Annotated in this window: 19 protein-coding genes; 18 read left to right on the top strand and 1 reads right to left on the bottom strand. The window is 41.0% G+C overall.

Annotated elements, in window-relative coordinates:
• Nucleotides 1-99 precede the first annotated feature (99 nt).
• Nucleotides 100-927, bottom strand: coding sequence for a pyridoxine/pyridoxal/pyridoxamine kinase (gene pdxK, locus V7124_RS01415; protein ID WP_335415146.1), 828 nt, complete (start codon nt 925-927; stop codon nt 100-102).
• A gap of 469 nt (nt 928-1396) precedes the next feature.
• Here pdxK and fdhD point away from each other — a divergent pair, with 469 nt between their 5' ends.
• The 18 genes from fdhD (at nt 1397) to V7124_RS01505 (ending at nt 20441) form a co-directional block, all read left to right on the top strand.
• Nucleotides 1397-2158: a formate dehydrogenase accessory sulfurtransferase FdhD gene (gene fdhD, locus V7124_RS01420; protein ID WP_335415149.1), complete on the top strand. Its 762-nt coding sequence runs from the start codon at nt 1397-1399 to the stop codon at nt 2156-2158.
• 88 nt (nt 2159-2246) lie between these two features.
• The gene (gene fdnG / locus V7124_RS01425; protein ID WP_335485391.1) at nt 2247-5222 is read left to right on the top strand and encodes a formate dehydrogenase-N subunit alpha; all 2976 of its coding nucleotides are present in this window, start codon (nt 2247-2249) and stop codon (nt 5220-5222) included.
• On the top strand, nt 5222-6049 hold the full coding sequence (locus V7124_RS01430; protein WP_335415152.1) for a 4Fe-4S dicluster domain-containing protein: 828 nt from the start codon (nt 5222-5224) through the stop codon (nt 6047-6049). Before fdnG ends, V7124_RS01430 begins: the two co-directional genes overlap by 1 nt.
• A complete protein-coding gene (locus V7124_RS01435) occupies nt 6042-6779 on the top strand; it encodes a formate dehydrogenase subunit gamma (protein ID WP_335485204.1) in 738 nt (245 codons plus the stop codon). Before V7124_RS01430 ends, V7124_RS01435 begins: the two co-directional genes overlap by 8 nt.
• A gap of 242 nt (nt 6780-7021) precedes the next feature.
• Nucleotides 7022-7831: a formate dehydrogenase accessory protein FdhE gene (locus V7124_RS01440; RefSeq protein ID WP_335485208.1), complete on the top strand. Its 810-nt coding sequence runs from the start codon at nt 7022-7024 to the stop codon at nt 7829-7831.
• A gap of 15 nt (nt 7832-7846) precedes the next feature.
• Nucleotides 7847-8443: a molybdenum cofactor guanylyltransferase gene (mobA, locus tag V7124_RS01445; RefSeq protein WP_335485210.1), complete on the top strand. Its 597-nt coding sequence runs from the start codon at nt 7847-7849 to the stop codon at nt 8441-8443.
• 21 nt (nt 8444-8464) lie between these two features.
• Nucleotides 8465-9697, top strand: a complete 1233-nt coding sequence (locus V7124_RS01450) for a molybdopterin molybdotransferase MoeA (protein WP_335485213.1) — start codon at nt 8465-8467, stop codon at nt 9695-9697.
• 14 nt (nt 9698-9711) lie between these two features.
• Nucleotides 9712-11634 carry a molybdopterin biosynthesis protein gene (locus V7124_RS01455; RefSeq protein ID WP_335485216.1) on the top strand — a complete coding sequence of 641 codons (1923 nt, stop codon included), beginning with the start codon at nt 9712-9714 and terminating at the stop codon, nt 11632-11634.
• Nucleotides 11635-11649: 15 nt separating this feature from the next.
• Nucleotides 11650-12114, top strand: coding sequence for a molybdenum cofactor biosynthesis protein MoaE (locus tag V7124_RS01460; protein WP_335485219.1), 465 nt, complete (start codon nt 11650-11652; stop codon nt 12112-12114).
• Nucleotides 12107-12340: a molybdopterin converting factor subunit 1 gene (gene moaD / locus V7124_RS01465; RefSeq protein ID WP_335415171.1), complete on the top strand. Its 234-nt coding sequence runs from the start codon at nt 12107-12109 to the stop codon at nt 12338-12340. Before V7124_RS01460 ends, moaD begins: the two co-directional genes overlap by 8 nt.
• Nucleotides 12341-12367: 27 nt before the next feature.
• The gene (locus V7124_RS01470) at nt 12368-13387 is read left to right on the top strand and encodes a thiazole biosynthesis adenylyltransferase ThiF (RefSeq protein WP_335485222.1); all 1020 of its coding nucleotides are present in this window, start codon (nt 12368-12370) and stop codon (nt 13385-13387) included.
• Nucleotides 13388-13526: 139 nt separating this feature from the next.
• Nucleotides 13527-13823: a YwdI family protein gene (locus V7124_RS01475; protein WP_335485224.1), complete on the top strand. Its 297-nt coding sequence runs from the start codon at nt 13527-13529 to the stop codon at nt 13821-13823.
• Between the two features lie 12 nt (nt 13824-13835).
• A complete protein-coding gene (locus V7124_RS01480) occupies nt 13836-14207 on the top strand; it encodes a DUF423 domain-containing protein (RefSeq protein ID WP_335415179.1) in 372 nt (123 codons plus the stop codon).
• A 208-nt stretch (nt 14208-14415) separates the two neighbouring features.
• The gene (locus V7124_RS01485) at nt 14416-14916 is read left to right on the top strand and encodes a DUF2294 domain-containing protein (RefSeq protein WP_335485227.1); all 501 of its coding nucleotides are present in this window, start codon (nt 14416-14418) and stop codon (nt 14914-14916) included.
• Nucleotides 14917-15153: 237 nt separating this feature from the next.
• Nucleotides 15154-16080, top strand: coding sequence for a cytochrome b/b6 domain-containing protein (locus V7124_RS01490; RefSeq protein ID WP_335485230.1), 927 nt, complete (start codon nt 15154-15156; stop codon nt 16078-16080).
• A gap of 116 nt (nt 16081-16196) precedes the next feature.
• Complete coding sequence (locus V7124_RS01495) at nt 16197-16874, top strand: 4Fe-4S dicluster domain-containing protein (protein ID WP_335415190.1); 678 nt, start codon at nt 16197-16199, stop codon at nt 16872-16874.
• A 29-nt stretch (nt 16875-16903) separates the two neighbouring features.
• Complete coding sequence (locus tag V7124_RS01500; RefSeq protein WP_335485233.1) at nt 16904-18973, top strand: aldehyde ferredoxin oxidoreductase N-terminal domain-containing protein; 2070 nt, start codon at nt 16904-16906, stop codon at nt 18971-18973.
• Between the two features lie 187 nt (nt 18974-19160).
• Nucleotides 19161-20441 (top strand): B12-binding domain-containing radical SAM protein, encoded by a 1281-nt coding sequence (locus V7124_RS01505; RefSeq protein WP_335485236.1) that lies wholly within the window; start codon nt 19161-19163, stop codon nt 20439-20441.
• Nucleotides 20442-20570: the final 129 nt, after the last annotated feature.

Raw genomic sequence — 20570 nt, forward strand, 5'->3', positions numbered from 1 at the left:
GGCCATACGCCGCTGACCACTAAGGAAAGCTACCTAGAATAATCATCGCAGGGCCAAGCTGCACTTTGGCTTGGTCCGAGGGCGCTTCCGCTTTTCTTTTTAACAATCTATGCAGTATTCTGTTTTGGTTCTGCGGTAGGCGCCGTGCCATGTAGGTCCGACAAATTCGTTTAAACGGAAGCCTTGGCTGATAGCAGCTGAAATAAAGTCTTTTGCAACTTCGACAGCTTCCACAACGGAACTACCTTTTGCTAGCTCGGCTGTGATCGCGGATGAGAAGGTACAGCCTGCGCCATGGGTGAAGTTCGTTTCAATTTTATCCGATTCAAAAATTGTAAAGTTTTTACCGTCATACAGAAGGTCAATGGATTTTTCCTCTGTTAAAAGCTTGCTGCCACCTTTAATGACAACATTTTTAGCGCCTAAATCGTGAATTTTAACAGCTGCTTCCTTCATTTGCTCTAATGTTTTAACCGGGCCGGTTTGAGCTAATTGACCTGCTTCAAATAGGTTAGGGGTCACAACTAAGGCACGCGGTAATAGTAGTTCGCGCATCGCATCTACAGTCTCAGGATTTAATACCTCATCCTCACCCTTGCAAACCATAACAGGGTCGATAACCACCCGCTCTAATTTATTCTCATCAATAACCTTAGCCACTAACTCAATAATTTCAACCGTACCGAGCATTCCTGTTTTCATTGCATCGATTCCGACAGACAGGATGGTATCAATTTGCGGCTTTAGTGTCTCAACAGAAATTGGAAACACGCTGTGGTGCCAATCCTTTGGATCCATCGTAACGATTGTAGTCAGCGCAGTCATCCCGTAGACGCCGAGTTCTTGGAATGTTTTTAAATCTGCTTGGATTCCAGCGCCCCCGCTTGTATCCGAACCTGCGATTGTCATAACCTTTTTGATTGTCATATGTATACCCTCCTAAAAACCTAGTTGGTGAAAAAACAACTATTCCTATTATAAAACAAACTTGAAAATATAGTAAAAAATTTAAAAAACCCTTCTTTTTGACGGAAAAGTGACAATTGACGGTTTTTACACTATATAGATAGTTAAATGTGATAAATCTTACTTCCGTGAAAAAAGACTCATCGTAAGATAGTACTATAGAAACAGTTTCTTCGAGAAAACGCTTACAAATGTTAATTTAACAATCTTTTAATAGTGTTAATATCGATAAAAAAAGAAAAAGTTCGATAATTCGACACAAAAACGTCTGATGTTTGTCAAACACTCATAAGTAAAGCGCTTTTATTTATTATAAATTTAAGAAGCATAGTTTATTGCGGTTGGATGTGACAAATGTCGCTGAGAAGGCAAAGGAACATTATTACAATTGAAACGCTAAGAAGGTTAATTCCTGAAAGGAGGGAAAACAATGTACCAAAAAGGGTGTCCTGATGAATATCCCATTACCCTGATCTTAAATGGTTATGAAATTGCAGTATTTCAACTAACGAAAAGTGATTTAGAGGATTGGGCCTATGGTTATTTGTTTTCAGAAGGATTTATTCAGGAAGCGAGTGAAATTGAATCCATTAGTATAAATGAAGAAATGGGCAGTATCCACGTTTCACTTCTGAATGGTTTTAATGAAGAACAGTTATTTACAAAGAAGAAGCACTATACAGCAGGCTGTGGTCGTGGGGTCACATTTTTCTCGATGACAGACGTGAAGAACTTTCAAAAGGTAGCTTCTGAAAATAGTTATAAATTGAGTTATTTATTGAAAAAACAGAGTGAATTTGCTCGAAATTCACCGTTTTACTTGGAAACTGGCGGAATGCATGGAGCCTGCATCGTCGATGAAGCGGGTAATATCACCGTCCGTGAAGACATTGGGCGGCACAATGCAGTCGATAAGATCATTGGCCACACACTAAGAAGTGGGTTGCAGCCTGAACGGTTGACGCTATTAACAACCGGAAGGGTTTCATATGAAATGCTTTCCAAAGCAGCGAAATTTGGCTTTCCTGTTATTGGTTCGCGAACAGCAGCAACCAAGCAAGCTGTTCAACTAGCAAAATATTTAAACATAGAGGTTATTGGCTATTTACGAGGGAAGATGGCTAATATTTATACCTCAACAGGCAGAGTCCAAAATGATGTAGTGCAAGAACCCGCTGTAGAGATGCATTGAAGGGGGGAGTAAACGCAAACAAGTCTAGACTAGATAAAAAAAGGGATAATCTATTCATTTATGGGAAGGAGATAGAAAAATGGTTGAAATTAACTTAAACCGCCGGCAATTCTTGAAGTTGTCTGGTGCTACTGCTGTGACGTTAGCTGTTGTTGAACTAGGCTTTGATGAGAAAAAAGCTTATGCCAGCACAAAAGAATTTAAGATAGCTAAATCAACTGTAACACCAACCATTTGCTGCTTTTGCGGCGTAGGTTGTGGAATTTTAGTCCATACAAAGGACAACACTGTGGTTTATACGGAAGGGGATCCGGATAACCCAATTAACGAAGGTAAGCTATGTAGTAAAGGAACAACAATTAGGCAATTATATACTTCTGAAAAACGGATTAAGAAACCGCTTTATCGTGCACCAGGCAGTGATAAATGGGTAGAGAAAGACTGGGAATGGATGTATGAAACCATTGCCAAGCGCGCAAAGGAAACACGTGATAAAACATTTGTAGCAACAGAAAATGGCTTAACAGTAAATAAGACCGAGGCGATTGCCAGTCTTGGCGGAGCTGCTCTTGATAATGAAGAGTGTTACCTGCTCGCAAAAATGATGAGAGGGCTTGGTGTTACCTATTTAGAGCATCAGGCACGAATATGACATAGTTCTACGGTTGCCGGTCTGGCACCTTCATTTGGTCGTGGAGCAATGACTAACCATTGGAATGATCTGCAGTATACTGATTGTGCATTGATTATGGGTGCAAATCCTGCTGAGAACCATCCAATTAGCTTTAGATGGTTAACAAAAGCAAAGGATAAAGGCGGAAAAATTATTTCTGTTGACCCACGTTTCACAAGAACGTCTTCAATGGCAGATGTTTATGCACCACTTCGTTCTGGAACGGATATTCCGTTTATGGGCGGGATGATAAAACATGCCCTTGATAATAATCTTATCCACAAAGAGTATGTTGCTGTATATACAAACGCAAGCTTTATCGTAAAAGAAAGCTTTACCTTCGAAGATGGTCTATTCTCAGGCTATGACGAATCTAAACGTGCCTATGATAAAACAAAGTGGGCATGGGAAACAAATGAAGATGGAACTCCAGTAAAGGATGTAACTTTAGAGCATCCACGTTCTGTTTTCCAATTAATGAAAAAGCATTACTCACGTTATGATGTTGATACCGTTTCAAAAGTAACTGGAACGTCAAAAGAAGACTTATTAAAGGTTTATGAAACGTTCTGTGCAACTGGTCAGGTTGGTAAATCTGGAACCATTATGTATGCTATGGGAACAACACAGCATACGGTTGGAACCCAAAACGTTCGTGCTTTCGCAATCATTCAGATGCTGCTTGGAAATATCGGACTTCCTGGCGGAGGAATTAACGCAATGCGCGGCGAGTCCAATGTACAAGGATCAACGGACTTCGCTTTATTGTATGATACAATTCCGGGCTACTTAACAGCACCTAAAGCAATTCCAGAGCATGCTACACTTGAGGGCTATAATGCAAAGGAAACACCGAAAACAGGCTATCAAAGTAACAAACCAAAATTTGTTGCCAGTCTTTTAAAAGCTTGGTATGGACCGAATGCAACGGTAGACAATGAATTTGGTTATCAATACCTGCCAAAAGGCAATAAAAACTACTCACATATTAACTTGTTTAAGGCTATGTATGAAGGCACCATAGAAGGAGCTTTTCTTTTCGGAACAAATCCAGTAGTAGGCGGTCCGAATGCTGGAAAAGAAAAAGAATCTCTTAGCAATCTAAAGTGGTTAGTAGCGGTTGATCTTTGGGAAACAGAAACATCTGCATTCTGGCAAGAATCAGCTGGCAGCAAACCAGCTAAGATTAATACTGAAGTATTCTTCTTACCAGCATGTTCTTCTTATGAAAAAGAAGGCAGTATCTCGAACAGCGGCCGTTGGATGCAGTACCGCTGGCAGGCAATTAAACCATTAGGTGAATCAAAGCCAGATATAGAAATCATCCATGAGCTTGCAACCAGAATTAAGGGCCTTTATAAAAATGAAGCTGGTCCTGCAGCTGCTCCAATCAATGCTCTTTACTGGAACTATGGTGAAGGTCACCATCCAGATATCGACCTAGTTTGTAAGGAAATCAACGGTTATGACGTGAATACTGGTAAACAGGTAGCTGGATTTGGTGCTCTTAAAGATGACGGATCAACATGTTCTGGTAACTGGATTTATTCAGGCTTCTATCCTGAAGAAGGAAAGAACCGTTCTAAAAACCGTGACAATAAAGATACAGGCATGAGCAATTACCTTAATTGGGCATTCTCATGGCCAGCAAACCGCCGTATTATCTATAACCGTGCTTCAGCAGATCCAAGCGGTAAGCCATGGAGCAAGGATAAGGCTGTTATCTGGTGGGATGATACCCAAAAGAAATGGGTTGGACATGACGTACCAGATTTTGTACCAGCCAAAGCTCCTACTGACCCAACAGGAACCGATCCATTTATCATGAACAAAGATGGAGTAGGATTACTATATGCACCAACATTGAATGATGGTCCGTTCCCTGAACATTACGAACCATTTGAAAGTCCAATGCCAAATCCTTTTTCAAGTCAAGAATTAAACCCTGCCGCTGTAGTAATTGAGGGTGACTTCAATAAGCGAGGCTTTAAAGCAGACTATCCAATTGTTGCAACCACTTACCGAGTAAGTGAGCACTGGCAGTCTGGTTCGATGACTCGTAACCAAGCATGGTTATCAGAGCTAGTTCCTCATATGTATGTGGAAATAAGTGAAGAGTTAGCAAAAGAAAAAGGTATTAAAAATAAAGATAAAATCATTGTCAGCTCAGCACGCGGTGAGGTAAAAGCTTTTGCAATGGTAACAAAACGCTTTAAGCCACATAAAATTGATGGCAAAAATGTTCATCAAATCGGGATGCCATGGCATTTCGGCTATAAAGGTATTGCAACTGGGGAGACAGCAAATCGTCTGACACCTCATATCGGGGATGCGAATACAACCATTCCTGAATATAAGGCATTCCTCTGTGATGTAAGGAGGGCTGACTAATGGCCACTGAATATGTAAAATTTGTTGATGTGACCAAGTGTGACGGCTGTCGCGCCTGTATGGTTGCCTGTAAAAACTGGAATGACCTTCCGGCTGAACCACAGGACTTCTTAGGAAGCGCCCAGTCTCACACAAAAACAACGGCTGATACGTGGAATGTATTGCAATATATTGAGCACGAAAACTCAAAAGGCGATCTTGACTATCTTTTCCGCCACTCTGCATGCTTCCACTGTACAGACGCTGCCTGTGAAAAGGTTTGTCCAGAAAATGCCATCAGCTACACTGAATTTGGTACAGTTGTGATTGACCATGAAAAATGTGTCGGCTGTGGATATTGTGTAAATAACTGTCCATTTGAAGTTATTTCTCTTAAGGAATACATTGATAAAAATGGCGATAAATATCGTAAGGCAAACAAATGTACAATGTGTACAGATCGTTTGGAAGAAGGCTTGCAGCCTGCCTGTGTAACAACTTGTCATACAGGTGCAATGGAGTTCGGTGACAAAGCTGCGATGATTAAGAAAGCAGAAGAACGTGTTAGCCAAATTAAAGACCGTTATCCGAACGCAATGGTTTATAACCCACAAGGTGTTGGCGGTACACATACAGTTTATGTACTTGCTGAAAAACCATCAGTTTACGGCTTACCTGAAAATCCTAAAGTTCCAACATCTGCAGTTGTTTGGAAGGATTATGCACAGCCAATTGGTAAAATGATGATTGGTGCAACGACGATGGCAGTTGTCGGTGCCTTCATTACTAACACGCTTATGAGTAAGAAGAATGGTAAAAACGAGGACGGAGGTGAACACCATGAGTAAACCTCAAAAGTCGAATGTGAAGGTAAGACGTTTTTCGAAGGCGTTTGTTTGGGCGCATGGCGTTAATGCGATTTCATTCCTAGCTCTTTATATCACAGCTTTACCAATGTATACTGAGTTTTTTGACTGGTTATATCCAGTTCTTGGCGGACCAGAGGGTGCACGTCTTCTGCACAGAATTTTCGCAGTAACATTTGTATTACCAACTTTTATCTGGGTCATCTTTGACTGGAAAGGCTTCAAGCTATGGATGAAAGAGCTTGTTACCTGGAAAAAACGCGACCTTGAATTCTTTACCGAATTTGTTAAAGAGCTTTTCGGTTTCAATTTCAAGCACGTTAGACAAACATTCTTTAACGCGGGTGAAAAGATTAACTCGATCATTCAAATTTTCACTGCACTCTTGATTATTGGTTCAGGTATCCCAATGTGGTTCTCTGAATATTTCCCAAGAGCGGTTGTCCAGTGGGGATATTTATTGCACAACGTTGGTTTCGGCCTAGCTATTGCGGTAGTCGTAGGACACGTATACCTATCTGTTATTCACAAAAACTCTAAACCAGGATATTCTGGAGTTATCACAGGTGAAGTACCTGCTTGGTGGGCACAAGAACACTATCCAGACTGGTATGACGAAGAAGTTGCAAAAGGCAACTTCCCTGAAATTGATAAAGATGGCAATCCAAAAAAACCAACTAGTCCAGACAAAAAGAAGAAAAAAGGCGCTTAATACCGAAAAGCGGAAGCGCCTTGGTCAGCCTCGACAAGCGCTGGAGGTCCTGTGGGTGAAGTCGCTCTTTGACTTCATCCACAGGACCGAAGTGACCTCGAGGGGCTAGGCGCTGTAGCTAGACATTAGACATTTCTTGAAAAACTTTATATTAATAAAGGCTGTCTCTTGCAGGACAGCCTTTATTTAAAGGAAAATAGGAATGATAGGTAGCAGCAAAAAAATAAAAGAGGTGCACAACGATGAAAAAATCCGTTGTTTCAAAAGAATATCAGAAGTTACAGAAGGATATTATCGCCCTTCAAGCGAATTGGAAAGAGAGTATTAATCCAGAATCCATTATTCCTAAACTAGATAAAGCGGCAATGTCAGCAGGAGTGCCTGCAGCGGCATTAACGTCTATTAATTTCGAAATTCCACTATTCCTACAGTGGATAGAGGAAATAAATGCACTTTTAATCAAAAACAACCCTGAACATGAAACAAAGCTTGCTGGTGTTTTAAATCTATTAAACGAGGAAACAGTCATTCGCTGGATTGACGAGGCTTTTTCTTTTAACAGTGTTTATTTTACAGACTTTGCTAAGGAAAATGGCTTAGAAGAGTGGATCCCGCAATTTCTTGCAGAAACAGCTCTACGACCTTACTTACAGTTAACAGCAGAAAAGATTCAGCACGAAATTTCTCATGCTGTTCCTGGAGCAGGCTGTCCAGTATGTGGAGAACCTGCAAGACTGGCCGTTCTTGAAGATGAAGGAAAAAAAGTAATGACGTGTCCTCGTTGTCTCGCTCATTGGAATGCCAAACGAGTTGAATGTGCACACTGTGGTAATGATGATCACAATACCATTCAGAACTTGACGATTGAAGGCGATGCTTCCTCACAAATACAAGTTTGCGAAAAGTGTACGGGCTATATTAAAGTGTTAGATACAAGACAATATCTTAGCAAGCCGTCTGCCGCGATGCTGGATTTAAATACCATTCATCTAGATTTTGTAGCCCAAGAACAAGGCTACCAGGCAGTGGGCGAACCCAAACAAACAAATTAAGTAGGTGTTTTTTTCATGAAAGCTGCGGCTATTATTTTATCAGGTGGAAAATCAAGTAGAATGGGCACCAACAAAGCCCTCTTAAAACTAAATGAGAAAACAACAGTAGAAAGAATGGTTGATACTCTTAAGGTATATTTTGATGACATCATTCTCGTTACCAATGAAACGGATGCCTATCAGTTTTTAGGCGTGAAAATGGTGCCCGATCACTATCAAGGAATGGGGCCGCTGGCTGGCTTCCATGCGGGGTTAAAAGCCTCGAACTATGATGTGAACTTTATTGTAGCCTGTGATATGCCTTTTGTTTCTGGAGAACTTGCGGCGACCCTTGTCGAAAAGATTGAACATTATGATGCCTTAATACCCGTTATAAATGGAAAAAAGCAAACCTTATGTGGTGTTTTCCAAAAGAAAATCGTTACGAAAATTGAAGAATGTATTGAAAATGGACGTCTTCCAATAAAACATCTGCTTGATCATTTAAACGTCCTATATTTATCTGAAAAAGATTTGCAAGTTTATAGTAACATAGATATAGAGCGTGTCTTTTTCAATATGAATCATCCACATGAGTATGAGGATGCAAAAAAGTGGGTAAAAGCTGATTAAGCAGGAAGGATGTTACGCACCGTGCAATTTTTCAAAGTAAAAACAGTCGAAGAGACCTTTGCCATGATAGAAGAAAAGATTCCAGCGATAAAAGATATGGAAGAACGTTCATTAGAAGAAGCTCTTGATTATGTCCTTGCGGCGTCCGTCACTGCCCAAGAAAATGTTCCAGGCTTTGACCGCTCAACGGTTGATGGCTATGCGGTTAAAGCAAAGGATACTTATGGTTCATCCGATTCGATGCCTGGTTTTTTAACGGTAGTTGGAGAGGTAAAGATGGGTGAGTCAGCTGCTATTCCTGTAGGCCAAGGAGAAGCCATTTATGTCCCGACAGGCGGAATGATTCCACCGGGCAGTGACAGTGTGCTGATGATTGAACATTGTGAAGATCATGATGGTCTGTTAAACACCTATAAGTCCGTTGCTCCTAGTGAAAATATTATTCGTGCAGGAGAGGATATCCGTGAAGGAGAAATTCTTCTTCCAAAAGGAACGAGGCTCAGACCTCAGGAGTTAGGCGCAATTGCGGCTCTAGGTATTAGTCGGGTAACGGTATATCGCAAGCTTAAAGTTGGGTACCTATCTTCTGGTGATGAGATTGTTCCATATCAAACTGAAAAACTTTCAGAAGGGCAAATCCGTGATATAAACTTTCTGACCATCTCCAGCCTTGCGAAGCAATGGAATATCGAGGTTGTCTACGGGGGGATTGTGAAAGATGACTTCCAAGAGTTTCAGCAAAAAGCACAGCAGTTATATGATGAAGTGGACTGCTTAATTCTTTCTGGAGGAAGCTCTGTTGGTGCAAAGGACTACACAACAGATGTGATTGAGTCCCTAGGTTCACCTGGCGTTTTTGTTCATGGCATCTCTATTAAACCGGGTAAACCAACAATCCTTGCGATGGCAAATGGCAAACCTGTCATTGGCCTGCCAGGACATCCCGCATCAGCCATGATTATTTTCATGCTTTTTGGCGGAAAAATTCTAAAAAAATTGTCAGGCGAAAAAATTGATAAGAAACCAGATCGAGTTTTTGCCCGAATTACGAAAAATATCCCTTCTTCACCGGGACGGTCCGATTATATTCGTGTCCGTTTGGTTGAGAAAGAAGGAGAATGGTGGGCAGAGCCTATCATCGGAAAATCAGGTTTAATTATGACACTAGTGAAAAGTGATGGAATTGTTGAGATTACTTCAGAAAAAGAGGGTATTTCACAGGGAGACTATGTACCTGTGATTGCAACACGATGAGGGGGAACAAATAAATGGACCAAAAACGTTATAAAAGGAAAATATATTTAGAGGACAAACCCCGATCGGAAGCGAAGCGAGAGATTCTCGAGAACTTTGAGCTGCCCCTTGAAAAGGAAATAATCTCGATAAATGATGCACTAGGACGTGTTACAGCAGAGCCGATTTTTGCCAATGTTTCGACGCCTCATTACCATGCATCCGCCATGGACGGGATTGCGGTTATCGCTGAAAAAACATACTCCGCACATGAGCAAAGTCCACTGCAGCTGAAGCTGGGTAAAGATTTTTCGATTGTCGATACGGGAAATGCGATCCCTGCTCCCTATAATGCCGTGATCATGATTGAACATGTCGATGTAATCGATGAGGAAACGATTGAAATTATTGAGCCGGCGACACCTTGGCAGCATATCCGTCCTATTGGAGAGGATATTGTTCAGGAGGAAATGCTGTTCCCACAGGGACATATTTTAAGGCCAGCAGATTTAGGCGTACTTTTAGCGGGTCAGCAGCTTCATATTCCAGTTATTAAGAAGCCAGTCGTAACGATTATTCCAACAGGAAATGAGCTTGTTGAGGCAGACGCCAAGCTTTCATCTGGAAATATTATTGAATTTAACGGAACGGTATTTGCAAATTTTGTGAAGGATTGGGGCGGAGAGCCAAAGCTTCATTCCATCGTTAAGGACGATCCTGAGAAAATTAAGAATGTCTTACTAGAAGCAGCAGAAACCTCGGATATTATCGTGATTAATGCCGGTTCTTCTGCAGGCTCAAAGGATTACACCGTCCATATAATTGGTGAAATTGGCACTGTGTTTACCCATGGTGTTGCAGCCAGACCAGGTAAACCAGTTATTTTAGGGAAAATTAATGGAAAAATGGTGGTAGGTGTGCCAGGATATCCGGTTTCCGCCTATTTAGCATTAGAGTGGTTTGTCCGCCCGCTAATTTGCAAGTATTTGCAAATTCCAGAGCCAAAGCGACAAACAGTAACCGTCAAGCTCAGCCGCCGAATTGTTTCGGGTATGGGAGCTGAGGATTTTGTACGAATGAATATCGGCTATGTGAATGGACAGTTTGTTGCCAATCCGTTGACTAGAGCAGCGGGAGTAACGATGTCGTATGTAAGAGCAGATGGCCTTCTTGTCGTACCAGCCAACATAATTGGCTATGAACAGGGTGAGTTTGCCGAGGTGGAGCTTTTACGACCACTAGAGGAAATCAAGAATGCGATTATGTTTTGCGGCAGTCATGATTTGACGATCGACCTTTTATCATCAAAGTTAAAACGTGTTCGTGCGGATATGAAAATCGTTTCTGCACATGTAGGCAGCATGGCTGGTATAATGGCAATTCGAAAAGGAGAGGCCCATGTAGCGGGCATTCATTTGCTTGACCCCCTTACAAAGCAATATAATATCTCATATGTAAAGAAGTTATTAGCAGGCATTGATGTCGTTCTCTATCCTTTTCTAAAAAGAAAGCAAGGCTGGATTTTACCAAAGGGTAATCCAATGGAGATTGAATCAGTGGTCGACATTGCTGAGAAAAAAGCCCACTTTGTCAATCGCCAAAAAGGAGCCGGTACTAGAATCCTTTTTGATATGCTTTTAGAGGAAAAGGATATATCTTCTGAAGACATTACAGGGTATGACCGCGAAATGTTTTCACACTTAGCGGTAGCTGCGGAAGTAAATGGGGATAATCAGGGAGCAGGACTGGGGATCTATCCAGCGGCAAAGGCGATGGATTTAGATTTTCTCCCTGTTAGTGATGAAGAGTATGATTTATTGATGACTAGAAGCTTCTATGAAAGCGAAAGCGGCAAATTGATGCTAGACATCATCAACTCTACTGATTTTAAACAGAGGGTTGAGAAGATTGGCGGATATGAAGTGGTTGAAAATGGCGAGCCAAAGAGTTTCGAATAAAAGAGGTGCTTACACATGAATTTTCAAATTTCGAAAGAACCGATAGATATCCAAGCCGTAATTGATAAGGTTGTTCAGCGAAATGCTGGTGCGATTACAACGTTTATCGGAACGGTTCGTGAATTAACAAAGGGTAAGAAGACGCTTTTCTTAATCTATGATTCCTATGAAGCAATGGCAGTGAAAAAGCTTGAACAAATTGGCAAAGAGATTGAAGAGCGCTGGGAAGGTGCTCAGGTAGCGATTACCCACCGAGTGGGCCGGCTTGACATCACCGATATTGCGGTGGTCATTGCTGTTTCTACCCCTCATCGTAACGATGCCTATGAAGCAAACCGCTATGCAATTGAGAGAATTAAAGAAATTGTTCCTATTTGGAAAAAAGAACATTGGGAAGATGGCGAAGAGTGGATGGGCAATCAGCTCGAAACCGTCGCCTATCCAAGTGGCAAACCGGAGGAGGTCGATTTAAATGAATAAAGTATTATTTTTTGCTCATTTACGCGATGCGGTCGGCGAAGAATTTTTGAAGGTAGATGCAACGGGGAAAACCGTTGGGGACTTGAAAGCAGAATTGGCTTTGAGCTATGATCTCCCAAAATTGGACACGGTTATGACTGCAGTTAACGAGGAGTTTGCTCAGGACGACGAAGTAATTCAAGACGGTGATGAAATCGCCTTTATCCCGCCAGTAAGCGGCGGCTGAAGCCGTTTTTGAAAAGAGGTTAATAGTATGGACGAACGATATTCACGGCAGGTCCTCTTTCCAGGAATCGGAAAAGAAGGACAAGATAAAATCAGGTCGAAGCATGTGTTAATGATTGGGGCCGGGGCACTTGGTTCAGGTAACGGAGAAATCCTAACAAGGGCAGGCGTTGGCAGGCTTACAATCGTTGACCGCGATTATGTTGAGGCTAGCAATCTTCAGCGCCAGCAGCTTTATACGGAAGAGGATGTCGCTGAGAAGCTACCTAAGGCTGCGGCTGCTGAAAAACGTCTAAGGGCGATTAACTCAGACGTTGAGATTAAAGCGATTATCGGTGATGCCACTCCAGCCATGCTAGAGGATTTGGTCAGAGATGTTGATCTTATTATTGATGCCACCGATAATTTTGAAACACGGATGGTGATCAATGATATTTCGCAAAAGTACAAGATACCATGGATTTATGGAGCGTGCGTAGGCAGTTATGGGATGAGTTTTTCCATTATTCCAGGGAAAACTCCCTGCTTAAACTGTTTGTTACGGACGATTCCGATGCAGGGGTTAACATGTGATACTGGAGGAATAATCTCTCCAGCGGTCCAAATGGTCATCGCCCATCAGAGTGCAGAGGCCCTCAAAATTCTCGTCGAGGATTGGGATTCGGTGCGAACTTCATTTGTTAGCTTCGATTTATGGCGAAACCAATATACCAGTTTGAAAATGGGCAAAGCTAAATATTCCGGCTGTTTATCCTGTGGTGAGGAAAGGACGTATCCATACCTCGATCAGGAAAATATGACAAAGACTACAGTTTTATGCGGCAGGGATACGGTCCAAGTCCGTCCTTCCGCGCAAGGTGAACTATCGCTTGAAAAACTGGCAGGACAGCTGGGCACACTCGGGTATTCCGTTAAAGGAAATCCTTATCTTTTATCAGTAGAAATGGGCAGTGAGCGAATGGTCATTTTTAATGATGGCCGTGCACTCATCCATGGAACAAAAGATTTAACCCATGCAAAATCCATTTACCAAAGAATATTAGGCTAAACATTAAAATCGTATCGAATAGATACGGTTTTTTTTATGACAAACTTTAACATGTTTCACGTGAAACATGTCGAATTTCAATTTGGTTGGCGAATTTGGTATGATGATATAGAGATTGTAATAGAGGAGTTTAAAAATCGTGAATATTTCAGTTGAAAAATTATTAACGAAAATAGAAGACGAATTAAAATTAGCAAAGAACAGCACGAAGCAAGAAAACTTGCGGGAAAAAGTATACTCTATTAAAATATTATGCGAGCTGATCCTAGATGAAAAGCAGAATCTGCACGTTGCAACGCCAGCCGCGCCACCTGCTTACCAGCAGCCTGTAATGGCCCAGCCAGCTTTTCAGCAACAGCAGCCAGTATCACTGAATCAACCAAAAAAACTAGAAATGCAAGACGAAGCAAATGGGGATTCATTATTTGATTTTTAGGGGGAAATAACCATGAAAACATTTATTATTATTGGTGCGATCAACGCATTTTTAGCTGTCGCACTCGGAGCCTTCGGTGCTCATGGACTTAAAGATAGGCTAGATCCGTATTACTTGGATATTTGGAAAACTGGAGTTCAGTATCAAATGTTTCATGCGACAGCCCTTTTAGTGATTGGAATCCTAATGGGTAAAGTGGCAGCAAGCTCATACTTTACTTGGTCTGGCTGGTTAATGCTGGTTGGAATTATCTTTTTCAGCGGCAGCTTATACCTCTTAAGCTTAACAAAGGTAGGGGTTCTAGGGGCTATTACTCCAATAGGTGGGGTTTGCTTCTTAGCCGGCTGGGTTTTACTGATAATAGGTACAGTTAAAGATCTTTAATTAGGATAAAGGGGCATCCAAAAGTCGAAAATTCGGCTTACTGGACAGCCCCTTTTTGTAATTAAAAAAAGTAAGAAGGTTCAAAAAGTAACCACAAGTTGGCAATTTGGAGTGACCTTAGTCGCTAAAAAAAGATAGTAACTAGGCTATAATTATAAATATAAATACGAGAATAATAGGAATAGGGTAAGTCCTTATACTATTTTTCTTGGATAAAGCAAGCGCTTCCGATAAACCAAGTGTGATAACAAGGGGGATTGAGGGTGTGGCAGCTTTAAGTTATCCTCAAAAAAGTAAAGCCATTGAGTACCATCAACAAGAAAAAGGTTTACATGTAGGTTCCTTTACAAATAAGCAAAGAAAACAGCTGCAGCATGAATTTAAGCTGCATATGGAAAAGTATGCAAAGGGGTTAATAGGGAAGGGTTCAGATCATACAAAAGTTGTAATCTGGGATGATATGATGATACTAAGGTGTGAAGGCTTTTTAACAGAACCAGAAAGGTTTATCGCCACGACAGTCAGCGGTGTTAATCTGGTTAAGGAATCGCGAATGGAGATTGCCAAACAATTTGCCACCGATAAAGTCCCGTATATTGAAGAGTTCTTAGGCGCAAGCTGTATTCATCAAACCTTCGACGTTGAAGCAGACAAGGACTTTTGGATCCACGTCATGGTTTTTGACAAGTTATTGATAGAAACTAAATAAAGGCAATATTGGGAGTTAAAAGAGACACCAATAGGTAGCTCTAATTAAAGACCAATGGTTTTTAGAATGGACTGTAAGTTAAGTCCGTTCTGTTAACCATTGGTTTTTTATTATGTCTATAGAGAGATTCAGATTATTAAAATGGGGGAAAGAAGTTGATAGGGGGTAATGAAGAGGGTTTTGCGATTTGTGGATACGGAAAAGGAGTAATTTTTTATGTAGAAAGGCGGGAGTAAAGTGAGAACAAGGTTACCCATAACAATAACTTTGTTGGCAGTTTTGATTGTTTGTACTTACTGGGCTTATGATTCAGCCCAATTATATGTTTTTCAAGCAGGGCGAGCAGGCATACTTACAAATAATTTATTATTTGATACTGCAGTGCTAGCCATTCCGGTTGCTGCTTTTTTGGGTGTATTCCTTGGTACGTTAAGGTACCGAAAGGAGCAAGTTAAGGTCATCGAAGGAAAAATTGAACGACATGATGAACTGATGTTTCTCCAACATTGGTCAAATGCAATCGGAATAATTATTTTAATTATCACAGGGTTTGTCTTAGGTTTCCTCTTTATTCCTAGGACTATTCAGACAGTTGGAAATATTGGATTTGCAATGAATTTACATTTTGTTGGTGTGTTATTTTTCTTTTTCGGGGCGAGCTATTATGTCACGAAAGGCTTGTTTACTGGTGAAATCCAGCACATGATGCCAAAGAAAGGCGATCTAACAAATATGATTGGTCACTATAAGGCAATGTTTTTTGGAGGAGCGGCTCCTAAGGAAGAGAAGTTTTTATCTGCTGAACGTGTTGTGTTCCCAATGTGGATTATTGGGGTTATGGGAATAACCCTGACCGGAATAATTAAAATCGTTACCCATTTCTTGTTGTTACCAGAGGGGTTCATGGGTGTAATGACGTTCCTTCACGGAGTTTTTGCTATCTATATGACCTTAATGTTAATTGCGCACGTTATAGCAGGAGCAATTTTACCAGCTTCTTGGCCATTAATTCGTTCGATGATTACCGGTAAGGTAACGGAGAAATATGTAAAACAACATCATGAAAAATGGTATGAAGAAATCAAAAATAATGAGAAAGAACTGAAAGGTTCCATAATTGAAACCAAATCAAATAAAGAAAAAGTACCATCGATCAATACATAGCAATCCATCATGTATTCATAAGTATGTAAGAATTACTAGTTTAAGATAATCATGAATGGGATTGATAAGATTGGTTGGATACGAAGTGGGAGTTTTTTAGAAGGGAGACAAATAATATGGCAAATGAGCCTAAAAAATCCTCGAGAAGGGATTTTATAAAAATTAGTAGTGCATCCGTCATTGGATTAAGCTTAGGTGCTCTAATTCCTGGAGGAAAATGGTTAGAAAATGAAGTATATGCAATCCCTGCTTCCCAGGGTTACCTATTAGTCGATACGAAAAAATGTCAAGGTTGTTCTACCTGTACAATTGTATGCTCTTTAGCTCATGAAGGAAAACAAAATCTGTCATTAGGGAGAATTCAGGTACAACAAAATCCGTTTAAATCATTTCCAGATGATATAAAGATCGATCAATGTAGGCAATGTGCCTATCCTGCCTGTGTAACGGCATGTCCAACAAAAGCTTTGCATGCTGATAAGAAGACCGGTGTCCGCCTTGTATCTCCGGATAAATGCATTGGGTGTCAACGCTGTATGGAGGCTTGTCCGTATGAAACTTCCAATGCGGCCTGGAATCATGAAGATAAAAATGGTCATAAATGCGATCTTTGCTTAAATACTCCATTCTGGAAGGAGCAAGGCGGACCGAATGGGAAACAAGCGTGTGTGCAGGTATGTCCGGTAAATGCGATTGCTTTTACCAAAGAGATTCCTGTTCAAGCAGGAGATGGAGGTTACAAAGTCAATTTACGAGACGAATCATGGAAACAATTAGGTTACCCAATTAGTTAGAAAAACAACAATGAAAGGTTGGGGGAAAAGTGAAAGGATATCAGGGTAAGATTTTACGAGTCGATCTATCAAATAGAAAAATTACTAATATAGAAACGAAAAAATATGCAGAATATGTGGGCGGTCATGGGATTGGTTCTGCAATATTTTGGGATTTGTGTAAGGATAAGACAATTGATGGATTTGATCCAGCGAATGTAGTTACGATTATGGGCTCACCAATTTCCGGAACAATTACTCCATCTGGTTCAGGTAGATGTGAAGTAACGGGAATCGGAGTACAGTCCTATCCGATTGGATGGTATACACGAAGTAATTTCGGCGGAAGATTTTCCGGAATGATGAAATATGCAGGTTGGGACGGTATTGTGATTGAGGGAAAAGCAGATAAGCCTGTATGGATCGATGTCCGAAACAGCGACGTAAAAATTCGAGATGCAGATGGGTTATGGGGACTTAGCACCTGGGAAGCACAAGAAGAAATTTGGGAAATAGTAAATAAGTCTGTTACCAAGGATGGTTGGAAAGCCATCAGTTCTAGCCGAGATGCAGGATTTACCACGCAAAAGCCTGCCGTTCTTGCAATTGGACAGGCAGGTGAAAACCTAGGTAGATCCGCATGTTTAATACATGATGCTGGTAATGGTGCAGGTCAAGGTGGATTTGGTGGTGTATGGGGTTCAAAGAATTTGAAAGCGATCAGTGTGATTGGTACAGGTAGTATTGAGACAGATGACCCTAATGCCCTAATTGAGGCTCGGATTGCCGCAAAAAATAATTATGCCTATAACTTTGATGATCCTAAAGTTGGTTGGAATCGGTTTAGTTCGTCTCCTACTCTGGGTGGATTTTATGAGCGTGAGGAGGAATCGCGGCCACAATCCTGTATGGGATGTATCGCTGGTTGTCGTGCTAGGACGGCTTCGGGTCTTGGTAGTGAGTCTTCCTGTGTAGAAACCATTTTTTATGCTGATTTCAACAGGAGGAAATTTGGAAAGCAGACAAGGGATGCGTATGTAGCAACAGACTTATTACAAAAGTATGGAATTAATGCCTATGAGGCATGGCGAGGGTTAGAATATCTTGAAAAGTTGTATAAATTGGGTGTGTTAGGCCCAGGTAAAGAAATTGATTGTCCTTTAGATTTTGAGCAATTAGGGACATCTGAATTTGCTGAAGAGTTTTTACGAATGACCGCCTTTCGGGAGGGCATTGGTGATGATTTTGCAGAAGGATTCGTACGGGCTGCAGAACGTTGGGGTAGATTGGAAGAGGACTGGAAAACAGGAATTCTGTTTTATCCTTATTGGGGTTGTCCTGATCACATGTATGACCCGCGCGCAGAAATAGAGTGGGGATTTGCATCAATAGTTGGTGACAGAGATATGAACCAGCACGATTTTAATGGGTTGTACTGGGATCCAACAAAAGACATTTTGGGAGGAAAACAACCATATTTATCTGCGGAAGAGGTCACAAAAGTAATTGCCGAAAAGCTGGTACCCTTTGAGAATAATCCAAGAATGTTAGATTTTAGCCTTGAGAATGCTTATTCAGAAGATATGGCGAAATTGGTTTCCTGGACACAAATATACGGAAGATTTTGGAAAAATTCGGTGCTTTTCTGTGATTGGCGATGGCCTGATCTTTATAATCCTAACGATCCGGATAATAGCGGCCTCACAGGAGATGAAGGTGAGCCTAAGTTCCTAAATGCCATCATAGGAGGAAATATGACGTTCAGTGAGGGTATGGAGATTGGCCGGAAAATTTGGAACTTAGATAATGCGATATATACCCTGCAAGGACGTCACCGCGATATGGTTAAGTTTGCTGACTATATCTATGATATTCCGTATGATGGAGGCCTAATGGGCAGCTACTATTTACCTGCAATTGAAAATGGGGAGTGGAAGTATATTGACACAAAGGGTAGAAAACTAGATAGAGATAAGTTTGAGGAATGGAAATCTAAGTACTATAAGTTAGAAGGTTGGGACCCGGAGACTGGTTGGCCTACACGATCTGCACTGAAAACATTAGGTTTAAATCATGTGGCAGATGAGCTTGAGAAGAATAGTTTACTTGGAAAGGAATAATCGGGAGTAAACGATGTAATTGTTCATCGGATTTTAATCTCCCCGGGTCATTTTCGTGGAATTGTTCTTCTGTTAATGGTTGGCTTTGAATAGTTTTTTGCGAAATTCTATGTTTGCTATAGCGGAGTGGGCTTTTGAGAAAGTGTCTAAGCATTGATTACTACCTACAGAGACGGAGATGTTATAAATGGAAATCGTACTCATTAATGCACCTGTAACAAAAGTCAGTCCACACTCGAAATTAGCATTACCATTAGGATTAGCTTATATAGCCTCCGTACTAATTCAAGAAGGAAGAACAGTTAGTGCGATTGACTTTAACATCAGTGGATTAAATCTGCGCCGTGTCGATAATATTGTTAAGAAAAAACCGTCAGTAATCGGAATCTCTGCCCATACAGAAACATATCCTAATGCCCTAATCATAGCGAAAAGGATTAAAGAATTGGATAACAGCATTAGCATAGTATTGGGAGGCCCCCATGCTTCGATTCTTCCCGAACAGGTATTACTCGAAGATGCGATTGATTATGTTGCCATCGGAGAAGGTGAAGCTACCATGTCTGAACTGGTACGGTACTTAGTAGATGGAGAGGGACAGCCTGAAGATATTAAAGGGATAGGCTATAAGGACGCTGATGGGAAGATAAACCTTAATCAGCGCCGAGAACTTCTTGATCCAGATGCGTTACCATATCCAGCAAGGGACTTGTTTCCATTAGAATTTTATGAAGAGCAATGGAATATATCTACGGCTAGGGGGGGGTGTCCCTTTCAATGTCCCTTCTGCTCAGCATCCTTTATTTGGGAGGGGCGTCGTAGACCAAGAAGTCCGGAGAATATCATCGAAGAACTTAGGATGCTATACGAAAAACGTGGGGCAACCTATACTTTTTTCTCGGAAGATCTTTTCACAATTAATAAAAAATGGGTAAAAAAATTACTAGAACTTATTAATCAATTAGAGTATCCAATTCAATGGGGCTGCGCAACAAGAGTTGACGTGGTGGATGAGGAACTTTTATCAGATATGGCGAGTGCAGGCTGTCGGTCCATCCAGTTTGGGGTGGAATCAGGATCTCAAAGAATTCTCGATTCTGTGAAAGGAATTACCAAAGAACAAGTAGTAAAAGTCATTAAAACCTGCAAGAAACTGGATATTAACGTGGCATCCTCGTTTATGATTCCATTTCCTCAGGATACCAAAGAAACATTAAGAGAAACTAAAGAGTTTATCAAGAAATTATATGATTGCGGCAGTAGAATTTATATGTCCTACACATCACCATATCCTGGAACACACTTCTATCGAAACAAAGAGGAACTGGGTATTAAGATCCTGACGGATAAATGGGATGAGTTTGATGCAAAGCATAACATCATTGAAACCAAGCATCTTTCTAATCAAGATATAGAAGAGCTTGTGAATGAGATTGTCCAGTATACAGGATTAAAAAAGAGAGCCTAAGTACGGCACGTTAATACGGACGGGAAAAAGTGAAACTTTCATCAGTAGGGGTCTCCTTCCCTCCCTACTGATGTTTAGTTGAACTATTCTTCATTTCTAAGCAGTATCCCCCACAATACCCCCTCATGA

Source organism: Neobacillus niacini (assembly GCF_036961885.1).
Lineage (GTDB): Bacteria > Bacillota > Bacilli > Bacillales > Cytobacillaceae > Neobacillus > Neobacillus niacini_H.